15 protein-coding genes are annotated in these 21,042 nt (G+C 67.8%); all 15 read left to right on the plus strand.

The genetic code is table 11. The annotated features are described in order from the left end of the window. Genes ASE13_RS05535 through ASE13_RS05605 form a run of 15 tightly spaced genes read left to right on the plus strand, consistent with a single transcriptional unit; the run spans position 1 to position 21,039 of the window. A complete protein-coding gene (locus ASE13_RS05535) occupies positions 1-2,331 on the plus strand; it encodes a phage tail sheath C-terminal domain-containing protein (RefSeq protein ID WP_056612503.1) in 2,331 nt (776 codons plus the stop codon). After that, positions 2,328-2,846 carry a phage tail protein gene (locus ASE13_RS05540; protein WP_056612505.1) on the plus strand — a complete coding sequence of 173 codons (519 nt, stop codon included), beginning with the start codon at positions 2,328-2,330 and terminating at the stop codon, positions 2,844-2,846. Before ASE13_RS05535 ends, ASE13_RS05540 begins: the two co-directional genes overlap by 4 nt. 11 nt (positions 2,847-2,857) lie before the next feature. Further along, on the plus strand, positions 2,858-3,040 hold the full coding sequence (locus tag ASE13_RS05545; RefSeq protein ID WP_056612507.1) for a hypothetical protein: 183 nt from the start codon (positions 2,858-2,860) through the stop codon (positions 3,038-3,040). Further along, complete coding sequence (locus tag ASE13_RS05550) at positions 3,040-3,780, plus strand: CIS tube protein (RefSeq protein ID WP_056612508.1); 741 nt, start codon at positions 3,040-3,042, stop codon at positions 3,778-3,780. The genes ASE13_RS05545 and ASE13_RS05550 overlap by 1 nt, the downstream gene beginning before the upstream one ends. Further along, complete coding sequence (locus ASE13_RS05555) at positions 3,777-5,012, plus strand: phage late control D family protein (RefSeq protein ID WP_056612510.1); 1,236 nt, start codon at positions 3,777-3,779, stop codon at positions 5,010-5,012. Before ASE13_RS05550 ends, ASE13_RS05555 begins: the two co-directional genes overlap by 4 nt. Beyond that, complete coding sequence (locus ASE13_RS05560; protein ID WP_056612512.1) at positions 5,009-5,524, plus strand: phage baseplate assembly protein V; 516 nt, start codon at positions 5,009-5,011, stop codon at positions 5,522-5,524. Before ASE13_RS05555 ends, ASE13_RS05560 begins: the two co-directional genes overlap by 4 nt. A gap of 11 nt (positions 5,525-5,535) precedes the next feature. Continuing rightward, positions 5,536-6,309 carry a hypothetical protein gene (locus ASE13_RS05565; protein ID WP_056612514.1) on the plus strand — a complete coding sequence of 258 codons (774 nt, stop codon included), beginning with the start codon at positions 5,536-5,538 and terminating at the stop codon, positions 6,307-6,309. Further along, the gene (locus tag ASE13_RS05570; protein WP_056612516.1) at positions 6,306-6,722 is read left to right on the plus strand and encodes a GPW/gp25 family protein; all 417 of its coding nucleotides are present in this window, start codon (positions 6,306-6,308) and stop codon (positions 6,720-6,722) included. Before ASE13_RS05565 ends, ASE13_RS05570 begins: the two co-directional genes overlap by 4 nt. Next, a complete protein-coding gene (locus ASE13_RS05575; RefSeq protein ID WP_056612518.1) occupies positions 6,712-8,712 on the plus strand; it encodes a putative baseplate assembly protein in 2,001 nt (666 codons plus the stop codon). Before ASE13_RS05570 ends, ASE13_RS05575 begins: the two co-directional genes overlap by 11 nt. Continuing rightward, positions 8,709-10,904, plus strand: coding sequence for a phage tail protein (locus ASE13_RS05580; RefSeq protein WP_056612521.1), 2,196 nt, complete (start codon positions 8,709-8,711; stop codon positions 10,902-10,904). Before ASE13_RS05575 ends, ASE13_RS05580 begins: the two co-directional genes overlap by 4 nt. A 13-nt stretch (positions 10,905-10,917) precedes the next feature. Next, the gene (locus tag ASE13_RS20145; RefSeq protein ID WP_056612523.1) at positions 10,918-13,503 is read left to right on the plus strand and encodes a hypothetical protein; all 2,586 of its coding nucleotides are present in this window, start codon (positions 10,918-10,920) and stop codon (positions 13,501-13,503) included. A 17-nt stretch (positions 13,504-13,520) separates the two neighbouring features. Further along, positions 13,521-15,269, plus strand: a complete 1,749-nt coding sequence (locus ASE13_RS05590; protein ID WP_056612525.1) for a hypothetical protein — start codon at positions 13,521-13,523, stop codon at positions 15,267-15,269. A 1-nt stretch (position 15,270) separates the two neighbouring features. After that, complete coding sequence (locus ASE13_RS05595) at positions 15,271-17,361, plus strand: hypothetical protein (RefSeq protein WP_056612527.1); 2,091 nt, start codon at positions 15,271-15,273, stop codon at positions 17,359-17,361. A gap of 3 nt (positions 17,362-17,364) precedes the next feature. Next, positions 17,365-19,014, plus strand: coding sequence for a hypothetical protein (locus tag ASE13_RS05600; protein ID WP_056612529.1), 1,650 nt, complete (start codon positions 17,365-17,367; stop codon positions 19,012-19,014). Further along, complete coding sequence (locus ASE13_RS05605; protein WP_056612531.1) at positions 19,015-21,039, plus strand: AAA family ATPase; 2,025 nt, start codon at positions 19,015-19,017, stop codon at positions 21,037-21,039. Positions 21,040-21,042 lie beyond the last annotated feature (3 nt).

The following is a 21,042-nucleotide window of genomic DNA, read 5'->3' on the forward strand; positions in this document are numbered from 1 at the left end:
GTGCCCAGCGGCCTCAACCCCGGCGTCCATGCCCGATGGCTGACGCGATCCGCGCCCGAGCCGGTGCGGATCGATATCGCCGGGTTCATCGGCATTGCCGAGCGCGGCCCCACGGACCGGCCGGTCGCGATCGAAGGCTGGCCGCAGTTCCTCCGGACCTTCGGGGACTTCCGCGCGAATGCTTTCCTCGCTTATGCCGTGCGTGGTTTCTTCGACAATGGCGGCCGGCGCTGCCACGTCGCGCGCGTCGTGGCCCCGGCGATCGAGACGCAGACCAGCGGCCCGCAGGCCCTCGACGGCGCTTGGTCACGCCTGGTCAACACCGTAGGGGTTCGCGCTGGGGCGCTGGCGACACTCGAGCAGGTCAGCACTACCGCTGCAAGCGGCGCCCAACCAGCCGATCGACGGAGCAGCGTCGTGCTCGACGTTGCCGGATTCGCCTCGGGGGAGCGCGCGGTGCTGCGGCAGACCGGCAAGGCGCCGGTGACGCAGATCGTTGCCAGCGCGGACGCGCCGACGCTCACGCTTCGCTGGTCGTCGGAGATCCCGCTCGAGATCGACCTGACATTGCCGTTCACGATCGAGGCCGTCGCCCGCGATGTACGGCTGGTGGCCGGGGTCGTCGGTGACGTGGTCACCTGGACGCGCCCGCTCGATCCGCGCTTCGACATGTCGAAACCGATCAAGATCGGCCTGGGCGGGGCCTCGGCCTCGGCGATCCTGTGGGACGAGCACGGAGCGCCGCTGATCGAGATCGAGGCGGCAAGCCCGGGACGTTGGGGCGATACGCTTTCGGTCCGCGTGACGACGAGCCTTTCGGCGGAAATCGCGACGCGTACCCGGATCACTCCGGATCCGGCCGATCGCCTGACACTGACCCGCGTGACCGGCCTGGCCGCGGGTGCGACGGTCGAGATCGTCCAGGATGGCGTCGCGGCCGTCCGGAACCGTCTCATAGCCGTCGATCCGGCGGCGTCGCAGGTGGCGCTGGCGACGCCGCTTATTGGTTTCGACCTTGCCGGAGCAGCCGCAGGTACCAAGCCGATCCGTCTGCGCCGCCTCTCCTTCGCGCTGTCGGTGCGAGAGAATGGCCGGCTGATCGAGCAATTCGCCGATCTCGACCTGCCGACCTTGGCCGAACCCAAGGCGAGCCCGGTGAATATCCGGTCCGAGCTGATCCGGATCGCGCGTGCCGCCGGCGCACCGGATGCGTGGCTCGATCCGGGATCGCCGCTGCTCGACTATGGGGAGGCACGGTTATGGGGCGGCCGCGACGGCATCGCCATGCTGCGTCCGCGCGACTTCACCGGCAGCGCTGATGCGCCAGAGCGGCTCGGGCTCCGTCTGTTCGAGATCGACGATGAGCCCGCGGCGCTCGCGGCTCCCGACATCTTGCTGCCGCCGACGCTCGCCCGCGAAACCGTCCCACCGGAGCCGGTGCCGCTCGATCCCTGCGAGCTCTGCCCGCCGCCGGTGATCGCCGCCGCTCCGCCGCCTTTCACCGTCATCGTCGAGGCGGCGCCCGAATTCTCGCCCGACGACATTCTCGACGTGCAACGGGGAATGATCGAGCATTGCGAGGAGCGGGGCGACCGCATCGCCGTGATCGATCCGCCGCCGGGCCGCGACTTCGACCTGCCGGCGCTGTTCGATTGGCGCCAGCGCTTCGACAGTTCCTACGCCGCCACCTATTTCCCCTGGGTATCGGTCGCCGACCCGATTGCCCGCCCGCCCGATCTGCTACGCACCGTGCCGCCTTCGGGCCATGCGCTCGGCGGCTATGCCGCGGCCGATGCCGATGCCGGACATGACGCCCCGGCGAACCGGCCGCTCGGCTGGGCCTTCGGATTGCCGCGCGACTGTGACGAGGAGACGCACGCGCTGCTCAACGAGCGCGGCGTGAATGCCATCCTCGCGCGGTCCGCCCGAGGTATTCGGGTGATGGGCGCGCGCACATTGTCGAGTGCGGCCGACTGGAAGCAGCTCACGGTGCGCAGGCTGTTGTTGCGGCTCAAGCGCATGCTGGCGCGCGAGCTGCAATGGGTGGTGTTCGAGCCGGCCGGGCCGGCGCTCGAGGCCGATGTGATTGCCTCGGTCGAAGGGATGCTCGAAACCGAATGGCAGGCTCGCCGGCTGGCGGGATCATCGGCCGAAGAGGCTTTCTTCGTCCGGGTGCTGCGCTCGCAGGACGACACCGATGCCGGGCGCTTCATCGTCGAGATCGGCGTGGCCTCGGTCGTACCAGCTGAATTCATTCTGCTCCAGGTCGTGCGCAGCATGGACCGGGTCGAGCTTGCCGAAGCGGGCGTCGTCCGGGGGTGGCCGCAATGACGCGGAGCAACGATCCGGTCCTCGGGTTCAACTTCACCATCTCGATGGTGAACACCGCGAGCGCGGGTGCCTTTCTCCAGGCGACGATCGGCAAGCCGCCGGCGGGAGGGTTTTCCGAATGCAGTGGCCTCGAGATGACCATGCCCGCCGAGACCTATGCCGAGGGCGGCAATAACGGAACCCTGCTCAAATTCGCTGGTCGGACCTCATGGGCGAACCTCAAGCTCAAGCGCGGCATCGTGTCCTCCGCCGATCTGTGGCGCTGGCATTACGACTATGTCGAGGGGAAGGGCCGTCGTCGCGACGGGGTGATCAGCCTGCTCGACGAGCGCGGCAAGACCGTCCGCGTGTGGCGCTTCGTGCGTGGCCTGCCGGTGCGCTGGGCCGGCCCCGCGCTCGACGCCGCCCAATCGCATGTCGCTATCGAGGAGATCGAGATCGCGCATGAGGGCCTGCGACAGACCGGGGCGGGCAGCGGCTCTCTCGTCGACACCGTCAGCAATCTGTTCAACTGAGGGAGGGCGGAATGGACATCGAAATCGGCGAAGTCTCGAGCGAAGTCACCGCTCTCGATCTCACGCAGCTCAAGGCGGAGGTGATCGCCGAAGTGATGCGCCGCGTCGAAGAGGAGCGGCGGCTGCACGATCGGCTCGATCGTGACCGGCGGATGCGGGACGGCGCGATCGACCGACCCGAGGGAGTCGCCTGATGCAGTGGCTCGCCAAAGCCCAGGTGCAACGATTGCGCGCCGACGGCACGCCGAACGGGGCGGCGATGGACGTGCTGTACAATCCGACCGAGTATACGCTCGCCAAGGCGGCGCAGTTCGCCGAGGTGCCGATACCGGGGCTCGACTCACCGATCCTCCAGTTCATCCGCGGGCAGAGCGAGACGCTGACGCTCGACCTGTTCTTCGACACCACTGACGCCGGCGGCACCGGCGCCGACGCCAAGCCGGTTACCGAGAAGACCGACGCATTCTACCAGCTGATCAAAATCGAATCGGAGAGCCATGCGCCTCCGGTGATCCTGTTTAGCTGGGGCGGCGAGGCCTTTCCGGGGCACCGCACCTACGAGACGCTCGCCGGACAGAACCGGTATGGATTTAAGGGCGTGGTCGAAAGCGTGCGCCAGCGCTTCACGATGTTCTCCTCGCTCGGGCTGCCGCTGCGCGCCACGCTCTCGCTGTCGATCAAGGAATACAAGACTCTTCACGAGCAGATCGCAGAGCTCAACCGGAACTCGCCCGATCGCACCAAGGTACATGTCGTGCAGGAAGGCGAGACGATCTCGCGCATCGCCGAACTGGCACACGACAATGGCGGCGACTGGCGCGCGATCGCCGAGTGGAACGGCATCGAGGACCCCCTTGCTGTCGAGCCGGGCCAGGCGATCGAAGTGCCACCGCTCGCGGCGATCCGAGCCAAGAACCAGGCGCGCGCGCGATGACCGCCGAAGTCATCGAGCTCTCGGCGCAGCGCGATGCATTCTATGCGCCGTCGTTCCAGATATTCGCCTTCGGGCAGGAAGCGCCGCCCGCGCAGGTCAAGGACATCGTCGAAGTCAAATATGACGACGCGATCGAACGGATCGACGGCTTCACGCTGACCGTCAACAATTGGGACGCCCAGCGGCGCGCGCCAATTTATTACGGCCATTACGAAACCGCCGTCAGCCCCGAGCATCCCGATCTGTTCGAGCCGGGCAACGAGCTGCTCCTCTACATGGGCTATCGCGACACCACGCAGCTGATGGTGACGGGCATGGTCACCTCGGTCGACGTGCAATTCGCCGAGAGCGGCCATTCGAAGCTGGTGGTGAGCGGCCTCAACGTGCTCCAGCGCTTCGCGCGCCAGCAATATACCTGGTCCTGGCCTGCCACCGGCAATGACTTCGTCCGCGACAGCGACATCGCCCTCGACCTCGCGGCACCGCCCAACGAGGCGCTGCACAAGCCGGGGCTGGGGATGCGCGTGGTGATCGACGAGGAGGCGCGCAATCGCGAGCCGTTCTTCGCCAACATCTTCATGAACAACCAGTATCCGGTGCTGTTCCTGATGGAGCGCGCCCGCGCCCGGGGATATCAGGTGATCCTGCGCGAGAGCGAGGAGCTCGACGCGCAGGGTGAGGTCCAGCAGGAGATATTCTTCGGCCCCACCGAGTTCGACCGCGACGTCACCTATGTGCTCGAATGGGGCAAGACGCTCACTTCGTTCCACCCGACCTATTCGAACGCGCGCCAGCTCTTCGCAGTGAAGGTCTGCGGTTGGGATCGGACCGCCAAGGCGCGGATCGAGGAGCGCAAGACGCTCGATGACCTGACCGATCCGCCCAACCGCGATCATATCGCAGTCGCGCGCTCCGCAAATCGCGAGGAAGTCATCACAATGCCTCCGGCGCAGACGGTCGCCGAGGCACAGCGCCGGGCGGAGGCGGCACTGCGGCACAACCATCTCGGCATGGTCGAGGCGAGCGGGACGACCGTGGGCCTCCCCGCGCTGCGCGCCGGCAAGATCGTCCATATCCGCGGTACCGGCCGGCATTTCGACGGCATCTACACCGTGCTGACCACCAGCCATGTGCTCAACGAGCAGGGCTATCGCACCAGCTTCACCGCGCGGCGGGCGAATCCCGAAGAGCCGGGCGCCCATTTCGCCGCAGATCTGATGGAGGGGGCATGAGCCGCACGCCTGGCCTCGTGACCGGCCTCGTGGTCGATGTCGATGACCCCAGTCGCCAGGGGCGCGTGCGGGTCGATATCCAGTCGATGCCGGGCAACACGCGCACGGCTTGGGCACCTGTCGCCGCGCCGATGGCGGGTGACGATCGGGGACTCTATTTCATGCCCGAGATCGGCGACGAGGCGATCGTCGGTTTCCTCTCGGACGATCCCGAACAGCCGATCATCATGGGCTATACCTGGAACGGTGCCGATCGCCCGCCGGCCGAACATCCGCGCGAACGCGTGATCCGCTCGCTCAACGGGCATACCATCCGGATGATCGACGAGCCGCCCGGCGCCAATGGATCGGGTTCGCTGACCATCGAGGATGCGAACGGCAACGTCGTCTCGCTTTCGAACGGCAAGATCCGGCTCGAGGCCGTGGCTGTCGTCGAGATACATGCGCCCATCATCACCCTCTCGGGTGATGGCTGGCGGCGCGTGGTCACTCCCAACAGCTCCCCGGTCTGAGAGAGGAAACGATGCGCCACGACGTCGAAATCCCGATCCCGGACAATCTCCGCGAGCTGTTCTCGATCCCGACCTGCGAGATGGTTTCGCTGCCGGATGCCGAACCGCTCCAACTGCGCCTGCCGAACGGCGCGACGATGACTCCCGTCGCCGACCTCAGCAAGGGCATTCCCACCGATTGCTCGCTGGCAGTGAACCTCTTCGTCCAGCTCGGGCCGTTCCTCGCGAGTATAGAATGTCTGCTGCGGGTGCTGGGGCTGCTCCAACCGCTGATCAAGGTGGTCGGTTCGCTGGGGCCGCCGCCGGATCCGATCAAGCTCCCCGAGGCAATCGTCGAGTTCGGGGAAGCTGCGGCGAAGCTCATGCCCTGTTTCGGCATGATCATGCCGGCGGGACCGAACATACTGATGTTCCTCAAGGATCTGATCCTGATGATCATCAAGCTGGTCAAATGCATGATTGGTCAGCTCGAAACGATCCTGGGCATCATGCAAGGCATCGAGATCAAGCTCGACACCGCGCAGAAGGCCGGCAACACCGAACTCGCCAAGATCCTCGAATGCGCGCGCGAGAATGCTAGCACCGCCGCGCAGCACGCGCAGGCCTCGCTCGGCCCGGTGCAGAATCTGATGCCGCTGATCGGCTTCTTCCTCGAGCTGGCTGGCATCTCGTTCGAGATCCCCGCGCTCGGCAGCGCCGAGGACAGCGCCGCGCTGCAGGGGACGATCGACACGCTCAAGGACACGATCACCACGCTCGAGACCGTGCTGGAGACGCTGCCATGACCGGCTCGCGCAAGTTCCTGGGATCTGGCCTCGCCTTTCCGCTGCGGGTCACACCGCGGGGGGGCATCGAGACGGCGAGCGAGGAGCGGCTCGTCCAACAGTCGATCTGGGTGATCCTGTCGACCGCGAAGGGCGAGATGCAGCGCAACCCGAGGTTCGGGTGCGGCATCCACGACTTGGTGTTCACCAACAACATTCCCGCCAATCGCGCGCAGATAGCGCACCAGGTCCGCGCGGCGCTGCTCGAATGGGAGCGGCGGATCGATCTGGTCGATGTGCGGGTCGAGCAGGGCGAAGCGCCCAATCAGCTGCTGATCGGCATCGATTACCGGCTGCGCGCCAACCATGCCTATGGCAACCTCGTCTATCCCTTCCATCTCTTCGATCAGGGAGGTTCGAGCCGTGCCGCTTGAAGCTCCCGATCTGGACGACCGCCGCTATGGCGAGATCGTCGAGGAAGCGCTCCAGCTCATTCCGCGCTTCGCACCCGAATGGACCGACCGCAACGACAGCGATCCGGGCGTCGCCATCGTCAAGCTGTTCGCCTGGATGACCGAACTCACGCTCTTCCGGCTGAACCAGGTGCCCGAGCGTGCCTATGTCAAATTCCTGCAGATGGTCGGGATCGAGCGGCGTGCCGCTGCAGCCGCGCGGGTCGAGCTGCAGTTCACGCCGGCACGAAGCGACGTGTCCGAGATCTGGGTGCCGCAGGGAACCCAGATCGCCGCCGCTGCCGATGACGCGGGTCCGGTGCTGTTCGAGACGCTGGCGCCGCTCGCAGTCCTAGGCACAGCGCTGGCGGCAATCCAGGTCCATGACGGCTTCGGCTTCTCGATCGCGACGCCGCGCGCCGCCGCCGAGGGGCAATGGTTCTATCCCTTCGGACCTCGCGCCAACGCGGACGCCGCGCTGATGATGGGATTTGCCGGGCCGGCGACGGTCACCGCGGGGCCGATCGACTTCTATGTCCGGTTGCGTGACACTGGTGGCCCGCCCGCCCCGGTCTCCAGGATCGACCCCGCCGAGCCGCAGGCGCTGCCGCCGCCGGCGAAGCTGGTGTGGGAATATTGGGATCTCGCGCAATGGCAGCCGCTCGCGCTGCTGCGTGACGATACCGGTGGTTTCACTCGGTCGGGGCACATCGTGGTGCGCGGGCCCGGTGTAGGCGCGCGGCTAGCGGTGCTCGGCGACGTCACCGAGCCGCGCTACTGGCTGCGCTGCCGTGTGATCGAGAGCGGCTGGGAGCGCGCTCCGGCGCTCGACGCGGTTTTGATCAACATGACCGCCGCGATCCAGGCGAGCGGCTTCGCCGACGAGGTGGTCGGCCGAAGCGATGCGAGCCCCAACCAGCGTTTCGCGCTCGCCAACCGCCCGATATTGGCGCTCGATACCCCCGAACGGATCGTCACGGCAGACGACCGCACCGTCGAGCGCATATCGGTGCTGCTCGAGGTCGACGAAGGCAGCGGCTTCCTCGCCTGGCAGGAAGTCCCGGACTTCCACGCCTCAGGCGCCACCGACCCGCATTTCACGCTCAATCGCACCACCGGCGAGATCGGCTTCGGTGACGGCATCCAGGGCCGTATCCCCGCGTCGTTCCTGCCCCCGGGCATGCGCGGCAACATCGTCGCGCGCCGCTATCTGAGTGGCGGCGGCCGGCGCGGCAATCTTCCGGCCGGGACGATCACGGCAATCCAGAGCTTCCTTCCCGGTATCAGCACCGCCGCCAATCCGTACCCCACTACCGGCGGCGCACAGGAGGAGACCACCGCTTCCGCCAAGCGCCGCGCCGCTGCCGAGATCGCCGCCAACGGGCGCGCGGTCACCGCCGCGGACTTCGAATTGCGTGCGCTCGAAACCGGAGTCCGCCGCGCCAAGGCGCTGGCGTTGGCGCATCCGCGTTACCCTGGCGTAGTCATTCCCGGCTCGGTCACGGTGATCGTCGTCCCCGATGGCGACGTTCCAAATCCTATGCCGAGCGCGACGACGCTCGAGGCGGTGGCCAAGCACCTCGACCGCACCCGGCTGATCACGACCGAAGTTCATGTCGTGGCGCCGACCTACAACACCGTCTCGGTCGAAGCCGATCTGCTGATCCGTCGCACTGCCAATCCCGAGACGGTGCGCGCGGCGCTCGAGGCGCGGCTCAACGCCTTCCTGCACCCGCTCACGGGCGGTGCCGATGGCGAGGGATGGCCGTTCGGCGGCGACATCTATTTCAGCGACCTCTATCGCCTCGTCATCGAAACGCCGGACGTCGCGCGGATCGTCGACGGCCAGCTCGGCATCCGCGTCAATGGCGAACTCGCCCCCTTCTGCCGTGACGTCACCATCTGCCCTGGCGAACTGGTCCATGCGGTCCCGCATAAGCTTGCGCTGTTCGCCGAAGGAACCGCGCCATGACCCCGCGCCGCGACTTCCGGCTCGACGGCCGCATCGGCTGGCGCGCGGCGGCATCGACCGGCGTCTCCGCCGGCCGCGACGGGCTGACCCTGGCGGCGATCCCGGGGACTGCGATCCCGCTCGCGGCTCCTGATGGCAGCCTAGCGGGGATGGCGCTGCCGATGCACGTGGCTGCTGGGCCCGAAGGGACCCTGTTCCTGCTCGATTCGAGCGGCGCGGTGCTGGCCTGGGACCCCTGTCTCGAACGCTTTGCGCCGATCGCCTGCCTCTCGGTTGCGCCGCGCCGCCCGGGCCTGGCTCGCCCCGTCGCCTTGGCCTGGCATTCGGCGGGCGACCTGCTGGTGCTCGACGGCGATACGAAATCGGTGACCGCTATCCGGGTCGTCGACGGCTATCCGCGGCTGAGCTTCGGGCCGTTCGCCGTGGAAGGCGACGGGCTGCGCGCCGTTCCGGCGGTCGTCGAAATCGATCCGCTCAGCGGCTGCGCGACCGGTGAGGCGAGCGCGCCGCCCGGAGCGTGGGATCCGGTCGACCTCGGCGTGCTGCCCGACGGCAGGATCGTGGTCAGCGATCGCGCAGCGAACCTGCTCCGCGTATTCGACCGGCGCGGGTGCCTGCGGGAGTCGTGGAGCGGCGCGACCGAGGATGCGCCCAAGCTGGTCCGTCCCACGGCATTGGCGATTGCGAATGACGGCCGGATCGCCGTGGTCGAGGAAGACGAAGATGCCGTCGCGGTGCTCGACCGTGATGGCAGGATCGTCGCGCGCTTCACCGACCCCGGGGCAATCGCTGGTGATTGGGGAAGGGCCGGGGTCGCCTTCGACCTCGACGGCACGATCTGGATCTCCGGACGGCGCGATGCTCCGGCATATCGGATCGGGCGCGATTGCGCGGGGCAATGCGGCGCCCCCGAGCCGGTATGCCTGACACCGGCCCATTGCGCGCTGCTCGCGTTCGACAGTGAGGGGCATGCGATTCTCGGGACCCCGCGCAACCCGTGCCCGATGCGCGCCGACATGACCGGCTTTGCCCCGACCGGCACATTGACCACCGGCGCGCTCGACAGCGGCATGACCGGCACGGTCTGGGATCGGATCACGCTCGATCTTTCGGTCCTCGAAGGCACAACCCTGACCGTCGAGACCTTCGTCAGCGATGCGCCGCTCGGAGACATCGAGGTCGCCGCGCTCGATGCAAGCGCCTGGACCGCGAGTGTGATCGCGCGCGACGACGAGGGCAGGGCGGTGCTCGCCATCCGCAGCGGGCCGGGGCGCCATTTGTGGCTGCGCCTCACGCTAGCAGGCGATGGCAAGACCACCCCGTGCGTAACGGGAATCACCGTTACGTCGCCGCGCCGTACCTCGGCGCGCCTCCTGCCGGCGACCTATTCGGCCGAACCGGTCAGCGCCGATTTCCTCGCGCGCTTCATGCTGCTGTTCGATCAGCTTCGTGCCGAGATGCTGGCACCGATCGATGCGCTGCCCGCGCTTTTCGATCCCCGGGCGACGCCCGCTGCCGAGGCCGATACGAGTGGAGAGGATTTCCTCGACTGGCTCGCTGCGTGGATCGGTATCGCACTGGATCGCGGATGGAGCGTCGAACGCCGGCGCCGACTGGTGCGCGAGGCGCCGGCGCTCTTCCGTATCCGCGGCACGGCCTTGGGGCTCAAGCGGCATGTCGCCGTCTATACCGGGGTCGAGCCGCGCCTGGTCGAGCATTTCCGCCTGCGCCGGTGGCTCGCGCTCGATGAGGCCCAGCTCGACGGCAACGCCCAGCTCTGGGGCCCCGACATCGTCCGCCGGCTCCAGCTCGACGAATATTCGGAGATCGGCCGGTTCGCGCTGGTCGACGGTGACAACCCGCTGACCGATCCGGTCGGCGCCTATGCCCATCGGGCGACGCTGTACGTCCCGGTCGGCGAGGGTTTCGGCGATCGCGACCTCGCAGCAATCGAGAATGTGGTCGAGGCGGCTGCGCCGGCGCATGTCGTCGTAGACATTCGGCTGATGCGCCCGCGTTTCATTATCGGTTGCGACCTGCTGCTCGGCGTCAACACCGTGCTCGGCCGCGATATCCGCACGGCGCGCGCCGACGAAGCCGTGCTCGGCGAGCCGGTGGTGCTCGCCGGCCCGCCGGAACCCTTCACCCTCGGTCCGGGGCTCCGCCTCGGCGCCGATACGATCCTGCAATGAGCGAGGTGGCCCCATGACGCATGGTTGCGAACCGGTCGAATGTCCCGCCTGTGACGAACCACAGCTCGCGCGCAATACGCTGTTCGACGGCAAGCCGATGGCTGCGCAGGACTTTCTCGACGAGCAGAATTACTTCCTCGGCAAGCATCGACGACATAACCGCTATCTCCACGGCTGGGGCACGGCCTGCGGCCTCACGGTTCATGAGCATCCCAATCCGGCTTGCCGCCCGCAATATGTAGTGGTCGAGCCCGGGATGGCGATCGATTGCTGCGGACGCGAGATCTGGGTGCGCGCCAAGGCGATGGTCGATCTGCGCGCGCTGTTCGTCGACGCGTGGCGCGCGAAGCACGGAAAGGATTCCGAGCCGGACGACCTCCCGCACCGGCTGTCGTTGCTGCTGCGCTACGCCGAATGCCCGATAGACCCGGTGCCGGCGGTGTTCCAGGGATGCGGCAGCGGCGAGAGCGCCTGCCTGCCCAGCAAGCTCGTCGATGGTTATCGGTTCGAGGCCGCGATCGATCGGCCGATCGAGGACGCAACGCTGGGGCTGAAGCGCCTCGAATGGGAAGCGACCAACAATATCGACGGTGCCATCGCCTTCGCGGTCGATAATGCCGGTGATCGGGTCCATGTCCTCACGCAGGGCGCGCCCGCGATGCTGCTCACGCTCGATGCGGATACCAACAGTATCCTCGCCAGCGCGAGCTTCGCCGGCAAGGTGGGGAAAAGCGTGGCCGCTTCGAGCGACGGCACGCGGCTGTTCGTGGCGCTGGCCCCGTCGGGCGGCGGCGATGCCGAGATCGCGGTCCTCGACGCCGCGGATATCGCCGCGGCGCCGATCCGCACGCTCGCCTTGACCGGCAGTGGCGCCGAGGTCGACCTGCTCATGCTCGCCGATGGGCGGATGGCGATCGCGACGCCGGCCGACAAGAAGCTCCGGGTATGGGGTGCCGACGCCGGCGGCTCGGGCTCGCCTGCCGCGCCCACCGAGATCACACTCGCCAATGCGCCGGCAGGCTTGGCGGAGGGGCCGCAGACCAACTTCTTCTATGTCGCCTCGAGCGACGCCGCCGAAGTGGTCGCGGTCAAGCAGTCGGACCTGTCGACCGTCGCTTTGCCGGTAGGCAGCGGTGGTACCGCGCGGCCGGCCGCGATCGTGGTGATGGAGCGCGAGGGCCGCGATCTGCTCGCCGTGGTCGATAGCGCGGGCAAGGCGCTGCACCTGATTGCGGCGACACCCGAGGCCGCCGCGCCCGCCGACCGTGTCGAGGACGCCGCTCCGCCGATCACGGGCCTGATCGACGATCCGGTCGCGCTCGCGGCATCGCCCGGTGGGGGCTGGGTCTACCTGCTGAGCAAGGCTGCGGACGGTACGCACAATCTGCGTATCGTCTCGGTTGCCAGGCGTATTCTCGGCCGCGAGCCTTCGATCAGCAACCCGATTGCTGCGCCGGTGGGAAGCGCCATGATCGCCGTGGCGGGGCCGAAGCAGTTGTATCTCGCCTTCACCGGTAGCGCCTCGGGCGTGGATCCGCACGTGCCCGGCGGGCTCGCCATGTTCACCATCGCGGGTGACGCCTGCATCGACCTGCTCGACACCGTACTCGATCCGTGTGCCATATGTGAGGAAGGCGACGACCTGGTACTGGCGACGATCGCCGAATATCGCTGGGGCGATCCTTTCACCGACATGGTGATCGACAACCGCACCGAACGGCGGCTGCTCGCCTCGACGCAACTGCTCACCGAAATCATCGCCTGCATTGCCGAGCAAGGTTGTGGCGGCGGTGAGGAAGGACCTCCGGGACCTCCCGGTCCGCCCGGTGCTGATGGCGCCGACGGTGCCGATGGCACCGACGGTGCCGATGGTCAGGACGGGGAGGACGGCCAGGACGGCCAGGACGGACAGGACGGCGAGAATGGCGCCGATGGGCGGGATGGCCGAGACGGCGTCGACGGGCGAGATGGAGTCGATGGCCGCGACGGAGTTGACGGCAAGGACGGCGTCGGGCTGCGCGATGACCTGCCGCGCATCGTCGGCATCAACTGGCGGCACAACGATACGATTTCCGAGGACTCGCCGGAGCATCGCAAACTGTCCGAAGACGGGCTGGTCGTGGCGTTCGACCCCGCCTTCCCGATCCTGCGCGAGACGCTGCACGAGCAATCGGTCCAGTTGCTCTATCGAGGCCCCACGGAGTTCCGCGAGGAGATATTCGGCACCTATTGCTACTGCAATTGTGAGGTCGGAGTCGCCGGGGTCAAGCTCGAGGCGAAATGCGGCGAGCCGCTGGTGATCCCCGCCGACGACGCTACCGGCGTCGCTGTCACCGGCGTGCGCATCCGGCTGCTCGGGCGCCAGGGTTCGAAAATCCCGTTGCCGCCCGGCACCTACCGCGTCGTGCTCGAGGGCGATCACATTCTGGGCGAGAAAGAGATCGAGATCGATGATCTCAACAACCCCGGCCAGACGATCCGAGTCAATCCGGCGCTCGATGCCAATCATTTCGCTCCAGGGCTGCCGAAGCGTTGCCCGAGCGGGGATCGAGTCGAGGGCGGTCGTTTCCTGAGCTGGTTCACGATCCGGCGCGGCTGAGCGGAGGAGCAAGCAAGATGGCGACCATGATCAAGACGCACGGCAAGGCGAAGCACGCCAACGAATGCTGCTGCCCCGCCTGCACCGGCCTCACCAATTACGAGCGGCCGCTGTTCGCGACCGGCCAGACGCTGACCGCGGCCGACCTGACCGCACTGCAGAGCTACGTTGCGGGCAAGAACCGGCTGCACAATCGCTACCTCCATGGCTGGGGCGTCGTGTGCGGGCTCGAAGTGGTGTGCGACGATTGCGAGGGGTCGGTGACGATCCGCCCCGGCTATGCGATCGATCCCTGCGGCGCCGATATCGTAGTAGCCCAGCCGGTCCGGTTCGACGTGGTCAAGGCGATCCGCGACTGCGAGGGCCAGGCGCGGCCGAAGACCGGCGACTGCGATCCGTGGATGCCGCCGCCTGATCCCGGCTGCGCGGACGCGCTCGGCCATTGGTGCATCGCGCTCAAATATCGCGAGGTGGAAACCGCAGTCAGCCAGCGGCTGACCAGCGGTGGATCGGCATGCGGCGGCGCGGCCAAGCCGGCAGGTGGCGATTGTGGATGCGGCGGCGGGTGCGGCGGCGGGGGTGGGTGCAACTGCCAGCCCAAGGCCGTGGTCAATGCGCCGCCGGTCTCCACGATCACCGCCAACAACAGCTGCGCCCCCCGGCGGGTGACAGAATGCTTCGATGTCAGCCTGATCCGTTCGGCGGAGGCATGCGCGCCGACTTTCGACCGGTTCGACAGGGGATCGACCGACGACGACAATCCGCTCGGCAATTTCGACTGGCTGATCCCCAAGCGCAGCCTGTTGCGCAATATCATCGACTGCATCCTGGGCGACCTGGCGGCGCTTCAGGAGCGAATGACCGACCAGGAACTGGCGCTCGTCGTCGGCGTGGCGATGGGGGACCCCGCTGAGCTGGCAGACGAAGACCCCGATCTCGACGCGATCCATGCCGCCGTCTGCAAGTTTCGCGGCGCGGTGGTATCGGCGCTGGCTTCCGACAGCTTTCCGACGCGCTGCCAGCTTCGCCGCGCGGCGGGCGAAGTGACGTTGCGCGCGCCCACCAACGATGACGAGGAGACCCTCGAGAACCGCACTGAATATATCGAGCTTGCGAAGGAGGCGGCGACCGACCTGATCGCTGCCTTCCTCCAGATGCTGCTCGATTGCGTCTGCCACGCGTTCCTCCCGCAATGCGGCGAGAACCCGTGCGACGATCGCGTCGAGATCGCCTGCGTCACGGTGAAGGCGGGGAAAATCCTCTCGATCTGCAATTTCAGCTGCCGGCGCTATGCCGGCGCCTTCCCCTCGACCGTCTATTGGATGTCGCTGATCCCGATCCTGCCGCTGATCTCGCGGATGCTGGTGATGCTGTGCTGCCAGCCCGACCTGCTCCGGCGTAATTCGCCCTTGGTGAACGATCTCGTCCCGCTGCTGCGTACCGTGGATCCGACCGGCAGGCTTGGCAACGCGGTGGTGAAGAACAATTTCGCACTGCCGCGGCGTTATCTGTCAGTCCTGACCAAGGCGGCGAAAGTGCCGATCATTCCTGCTGTCGTCGAACGGCTCAATCGCGGCGTCGCGAAGATCGAAACAAAGGGAGAGACCGCGCCCGTCGCCGTCTCGACTCCATTCGCGACCAAGGTTGAAGTCGCGGGCGAGGCCGCCGCACTCCGCAGCGAGATCGTCGCATTGCGCAAGGAAATGGCCGCGATGACGGCGGGCAAGCCGAAACCGGCAGCGCTCCCCCGCAAGAAGGGAGGCTGAGATGGTTGCCGAGCCCGTCGAGCGGATGAACTATTTCCAGTTCCAGAATGTCGGAGCGGAGGATTTCCGTATCCAGCAGGCCTATCATCGCGACAAGTTGCGGCGGCACAATCTGGGGCCCCACCTTTGGGGAATCGTGGGGGGATGCCGTGTCGTCGAAAGCGAGCGCCCCGGCGATACCGGCTTCGTCGACCTGACACTGACTCCCGGCCTCGCGATCGACGGCTTCGGCCGCGAGATCGTACTGCTCGAACCGGTGCGGGTGGCGCCCGACTTGTTCACGGCGTTCGACGGCGATCGCGTGCTCGAACTCTGGCTGCACTATGACGAATATGCCTCGCGCACCGGCAATGACCGTCTCGCCATCTGCGCGCTGGACGGCGCCTATAGCCGCGTCGTCGAAAGCTATCGGCTGCTCGTCGGCACCTTCACGCCCGCCCGCGATCCGCTCGTCGTCGGCGGCGACGAGGCCAAGCCGGCGCTGCCGAGCGGTGAACCTGATGGCGGGGCGCCGATCGAGCCCGCCGACAGTTCGATCGCCTGGCAGGATTTTCCGGACATCGAACGCAACGCCTTCTGGCCGGTACGATTGGGCAGCGTCCGCTGGGATGGGTCGGTCGGCAAGTTCCGGCCGGTGGCGGCGCCCTCCGTGCTCGTTCAGGGGCGCCGCTATGCCGGGCTGACCGGCGCTTCGTTGCTCGCGGAAGGGCAGGAGCTCCGCATCGCCCCACGCGAGCCGGTGGCGTCGGCGAACCGCGACGACCGCGACTTCGCCACGATCGAGGGCCGCGTGACGGTGGACGGGCGGATCGTCGCGCATCGCGACATCTTCCTCGAAGGCGGGATGGCGTCCTTCCAGGGCGCAGGCGGCGCGGAAGCTGCCAATCCGCTCTGGATCAAGCGGCTTTCGACCGGAGGAAGCGGCAGCGACCTGCGCATCCATATCGGCGACACCGTCGGATCCACCACCGCGCGTTTCACTGTCGGACCCGGCGCCCCGCCGCATGCGATCGCCGATGAGAAAGTGATGTTCTCGGTGCGCGCCGACGACCGTGTCGACATTCCCAGCGGCCGCCTTCGCTTCACCGGCAGCGCGCGCCAGGCGATCGATCTGTCGGTACCCGCCGACGATACGCAGCCGGGCACCAATGCGATCGGTTGGCAAGGCGGCGCGATCTATCATCGCTCGACAACCGGTTACTACTGGTTCTCCGGCGGCGTCCACAGCGGCACGGAAGGCGATCCGGGCGCGGCCGGCGTGCGCCTGTTGCGGCTGGCCAACGATGGGAGTCTCTACTTCGGAAACAATTTCCGCCAGTTGCTCAACTTCAACATGACGAGTCCATCGGGGACTCAGTCCTCGGGCATTGGCGTTCAGGAGCAGACGCTCTACGCCCGCGCCCCGCAGAACTTCGCCTGGTACCGCGGCGGAGGCCACGACAATGGCGCGTTGTCGCCGGGCGGCGGTGCACGCGCGATGAGCCTCGACGCGTCGAGCGTCCTGACCGTGGAGGGCGGGATCGTCAGCAGGGGCGCCGTCGCGCTCTGGGGCACGCCGCTCGAGTTCCGCACCGGCAGCGGTGGAACCGACACCGACGTGCTCGAGATCGCGCGCGTCAGCCAGGGAAGCGACGCCACCGACCTCCAGGTGACGATCGGCGACAATACCGGGGGCGACGACCGGTTCGTCGTCGGCCCGCGTGTCTCCGGGAACATTCGCGAGCAGTTCGTCGTCCTGAACTCGGGCGACGCGCGGGTCGCGCGCGACCTCTACGTCCGGGGCCGCAAGGCGATGTTCGATGTGATCGCCGGCGAATGGGCGCTGAACGCGCTCGGGGCGGGCAGCGGGACGGTCAACATCCCTGTATCGTCCTCGCGGCTGGAAACGATCAGCGGCGCCGAGCTGATGGTCGCGCTGAGCGACATCCGCAATGTCAGCACGGCGATCGGCGCCCGCTGGCGCGTGAGCTACACGCCGGGCAGCCGCACGCTCAATCCCCCCAACGGCGCCACCTTCCCGGTAAATTGGACGATCGAGGACATCGACGGGCACATCCTGCGCTTTTCCTACATCGCCATTCTCTACTCCTGAGCCATGGCCGCGGTCCCGCGCCAGATCGAGCCTTTGGTCAGGTCGGGCCCGCACGTCGGCATCGGGCGGCTGACCGTCCGAATCGCCGGAGACCGGTCGCGCCCGTTGCCCCGGGCTCCGGACCCGGCGAGTCTGCTGAAAGCGGTCGGCGAGGCGCTGTCGTCGCTCGTCGACCCGGCAGACCCGACAATATGGGTGGTGCGCAGGCTCAACCTCCACACTCGATCTGCCATCGCCGACACGGCGGGGATAGTCGCGGCGGTGGCGGCGGCTCTGCGTGCCGCGATCGCGCGTGTGCTTCGCGGTGAGACCGTCGATGGCGTGTTGCGGTTTCCCGATCGGACCGCCTGGCTCTCAGCGCTGCTCTGGGACCATGGGCGCGGCGAAGCACGGGGGCGCTGGTGCTATGCGCGCTTCGCGTATCTCGACGCGCTCCCCTCTGAATGGGTACCGCGCCAGCTCTTCACCGCCGAGCCTGAAATGGCCTGGCCGATCGTGAAGCGCTTCCACGCCGAGCGACGGTTGGCGGCCTGGCTCAACACCATAGGAGAGCGGGGCGTCGGTGGCATCGAGCCGTTGCTGTTGGACGGGCGCGCGCGGAACGGCGCTGGCGGCGAAGCCGTCACTAGGTCGCTCGCCCACGCGTTGCTGCATGCGGCTGCGGCTGGCATGCCCGTCGCATCGCGCCGCGCGATGCTGTTCGCGGTGATCGAATGCCTCGCCGAAGGCAGCCTCGCAACCGCGCCCTCGCGCACCGCAATGTTGGCGGCGCGAACGGTCGCGGCGGCGCGGGCACGCAATCCGGTGAGGTCCGGCATCTCCAATCCACGGATATCGCCTCTCGTGCGCAGCCCGGAAGACTCCGCCGCGCCCCGCGCGCTCGGCCGATCGGACGATCGCGACGCGCGCCCAGAAGACGGCACCAAGCGAGTTCTCCCGGATGATGCCCTGTTCGATACGCCGCGTGCCGGCGTGGTGCTGCTCTGGCGGTCGGTTCGCGCACTCGGGCTCGACGCGCTGATCGAGGGCAGGGAAGACGCGCCACGCGCTCGGCTTACACTGGCGGCGACCTTGGCGGGGCCTTCGCGTGACGCCGCATGGACCGATCCGGCGCTGCACTGGCTGACCGGCTTCACCCCCCGGAAGGGGGACAAGCCGCTCGCCGGCGATGCAAGGCTGGCGAGGCGGTTTGCCGATCATATGATCGAGCACGCCCGGCCCAAGGCCATCGAGCGGGTGACGCAGCAATGCGGCGGCCTCGCGATCGAGCAGGACCGCGCGAGCGAAGATTGGCTCGCGATCGCGCCGCGCTCTGCGCCGGGACTTCGGACGGAGGCGATGCGCGATCCCGCGCTCGATATCGCCTTTTTCGGCATATCCCGGTCGCGTGCACGGCGACCATGGGCGCTGCTCGCCCGCGCCGCCTATGCCGATCTGGGACGGCGGCTGACCGGGCTCGAGCGGTCGAGCGCCTCCTGGCTGTGGACCAATGTGCTAGCCGGCTCGGGGCAACTCGTGCCCAGCGGCGACGCGACGCTGTTCATGCCTTCGGTCCCACTCGACCTTGTGCTCCGGATGACTGGGCTCGACGGCACGCGCTTCACGCTGGGCGATGGGCGCTCGGTCACGATCCAGCTGCCGGGAGCGCGGTAGATGCGCCTCGACACGGTCCCGCTCCAGCGATTTGCCGACGCCGCCGAGCACATGACCGCCGAGTGCGGTTGGATCGACATGCTGCTCGCAGACCATGTCCGCCAGTTGCGCACCGAGGGACGGTTCAACGACGATCCGATGCGGGGGCTCTATGCCCGGGCCGACGACGTGTTGCGCGACCTCGAACGGGCGCCGCGATCGGTGCCGGCATACGATCGGCTTCGTGCAGTGATCGACGCCCGGGCCGCGCTTGCGCCCCCTCCCTTGTTCAGGATCGCCGAGGCATGCGGGCTCGACGCCTTCGCGCGCAATGCGCTCGCGCTCGTCGCTGCGCCTGCGATCGACCGGCGATATCGAACTGCGTTCGCCTTCGCCCAGAACGACATGTCGCGAGCCTGGCCGACGCCCGACCTGCTGGTCGAGCTGCTTGCGCCCGACGCGCGTATGGCGCGCTTGGCGCACTTCGCGGCCTCCGCTCCTTTAATCGCGCTTGGTCTGGTCGGCTTTGCCGATGGGGAAGAAGCCAGGCCGCTCGCCGATCGCGCCCTGGTGGTCGACGATCGCGTCGTACAGGCCCTGCTTGGTCTTTCCTGTGGCCCGGATCCGCGCGTCGCCGATTGGCTCGCGGAGGCACCGGTGCCGGACCGCCCCCTGGAACTGCCGCCGCTGACGGCCGCTCCGGAAGACGCGCTGGTGCTGATCGAATGCACCGGAGATGCAGGCCAGGGGATCCGGACGGCGCGCTGGTCACGCGATCGCGGAAAGGAGCTGCTCATCGTTGCGGCCGAGCCGGCATTGTCGGGAGAGCTCCCGGTCGCGAAGCTCGCGATGCTGATGGCGCGCGAGGCTTTGCTACGCGGCGCGAGTCTTATGATCGATGCGATGGCAGGGCCCGGGCCTCCGGGACGGCTGGAGGCGTTGCTCACGATCCTTTCGCTTCTGGCCCCGCCGGTGGTCGCCGCTGTCCGGCCCGGCACCATAGACGGTGCCCGGTTGCCGTACGAGCGGCGTATCCGCCGGATGGCGCTCGCCCCACCGGACGCGGCGGAACGGCGCATATGGTGGGGAAGCGCGATCGGCGAGGGCGGTACCGCGGATCACCTCGCCTGGTCGACTCGCCTCGGCGCTGATGCGATCGCCGCGCTCGGGCGGCATCCCGCCGAGATTTCCGCCGCTGCCGCCGCGCGCTGCCGACGTAGCCTGCCGTCGATCCTGCGGCGGGTCGAGCCGCGCTGGCGCCGCGAGGAACTGATCCTCCCGGCACCGATCCTGCGCCAGCTCGACGAACTCACGGCCTTCGTCGCGCACTGGCCGCAAGTGATCGGACAATGGGGGTTCGCCGCGTCGCATCCGCAGGCGCGGGCGTGCATCGCCTTGTTCGCCGGGCCGTCGGGCACCGGCAAGACGATGGCGGCGGGGATCGTCGCGGCGGCCGCGGAAATCGACCTCTATCGCGTCAATCTCGCGGCGGTGTTCGACAAATATATCGGCGAAACCGAGAAGCAGCTCGACCGCCTGTTCGACGCGGCCGCCGATGCCGGAGTCGGCGTGCTGTGCGACGAGGCAGACGTGCTGTTCGGCGCCCGCACCGAGATGCGCGATGCGCATGATCGGTACGCCAATCTGTGCACGGCGCACATCCTCCAACGGATCGAGGATCACGAGGGCCTCGTCATCCTCTCGACCAACTTGCCGAAGAACATGGACGATGCCTTCGCCCGGCGGCTGACGCACAGCATTGCGTTTCCCTTTCCCGATCCCGGGCAGCGCGCGCGGCTCTGGCGCGCCGCATTCCCACCTGCGGCGGCACTCGACGGGGATATCGCCTGGGATGAGATTGCCGCCACCTTCGAACTTTCGGGCGGCAATATCCGGAACGCCGCGCTTGCGTCCGCTTATCTCGCGGCGGCGAACGGCGCGCCCATCGGCATGCCGCACATCCTACGCGCCGTTGCACGCGAACTCGAAAAGACCGGGCGCGCGCCGATCGCTGCCGATTTCGGCCGATTGGCGCTGCCCGGCTGAGCC

The sequence above is a fragment of the Sphingomonas sp. Root241 genome (genome assembly GCF_001428865.1).
Taxonomy (GTDB): domain Bacteria; phylum Pseudomonadota; class Alphaproteobacteria; order Sphingomonadales; family Sphingomonadaceae; genus Sphingomonas.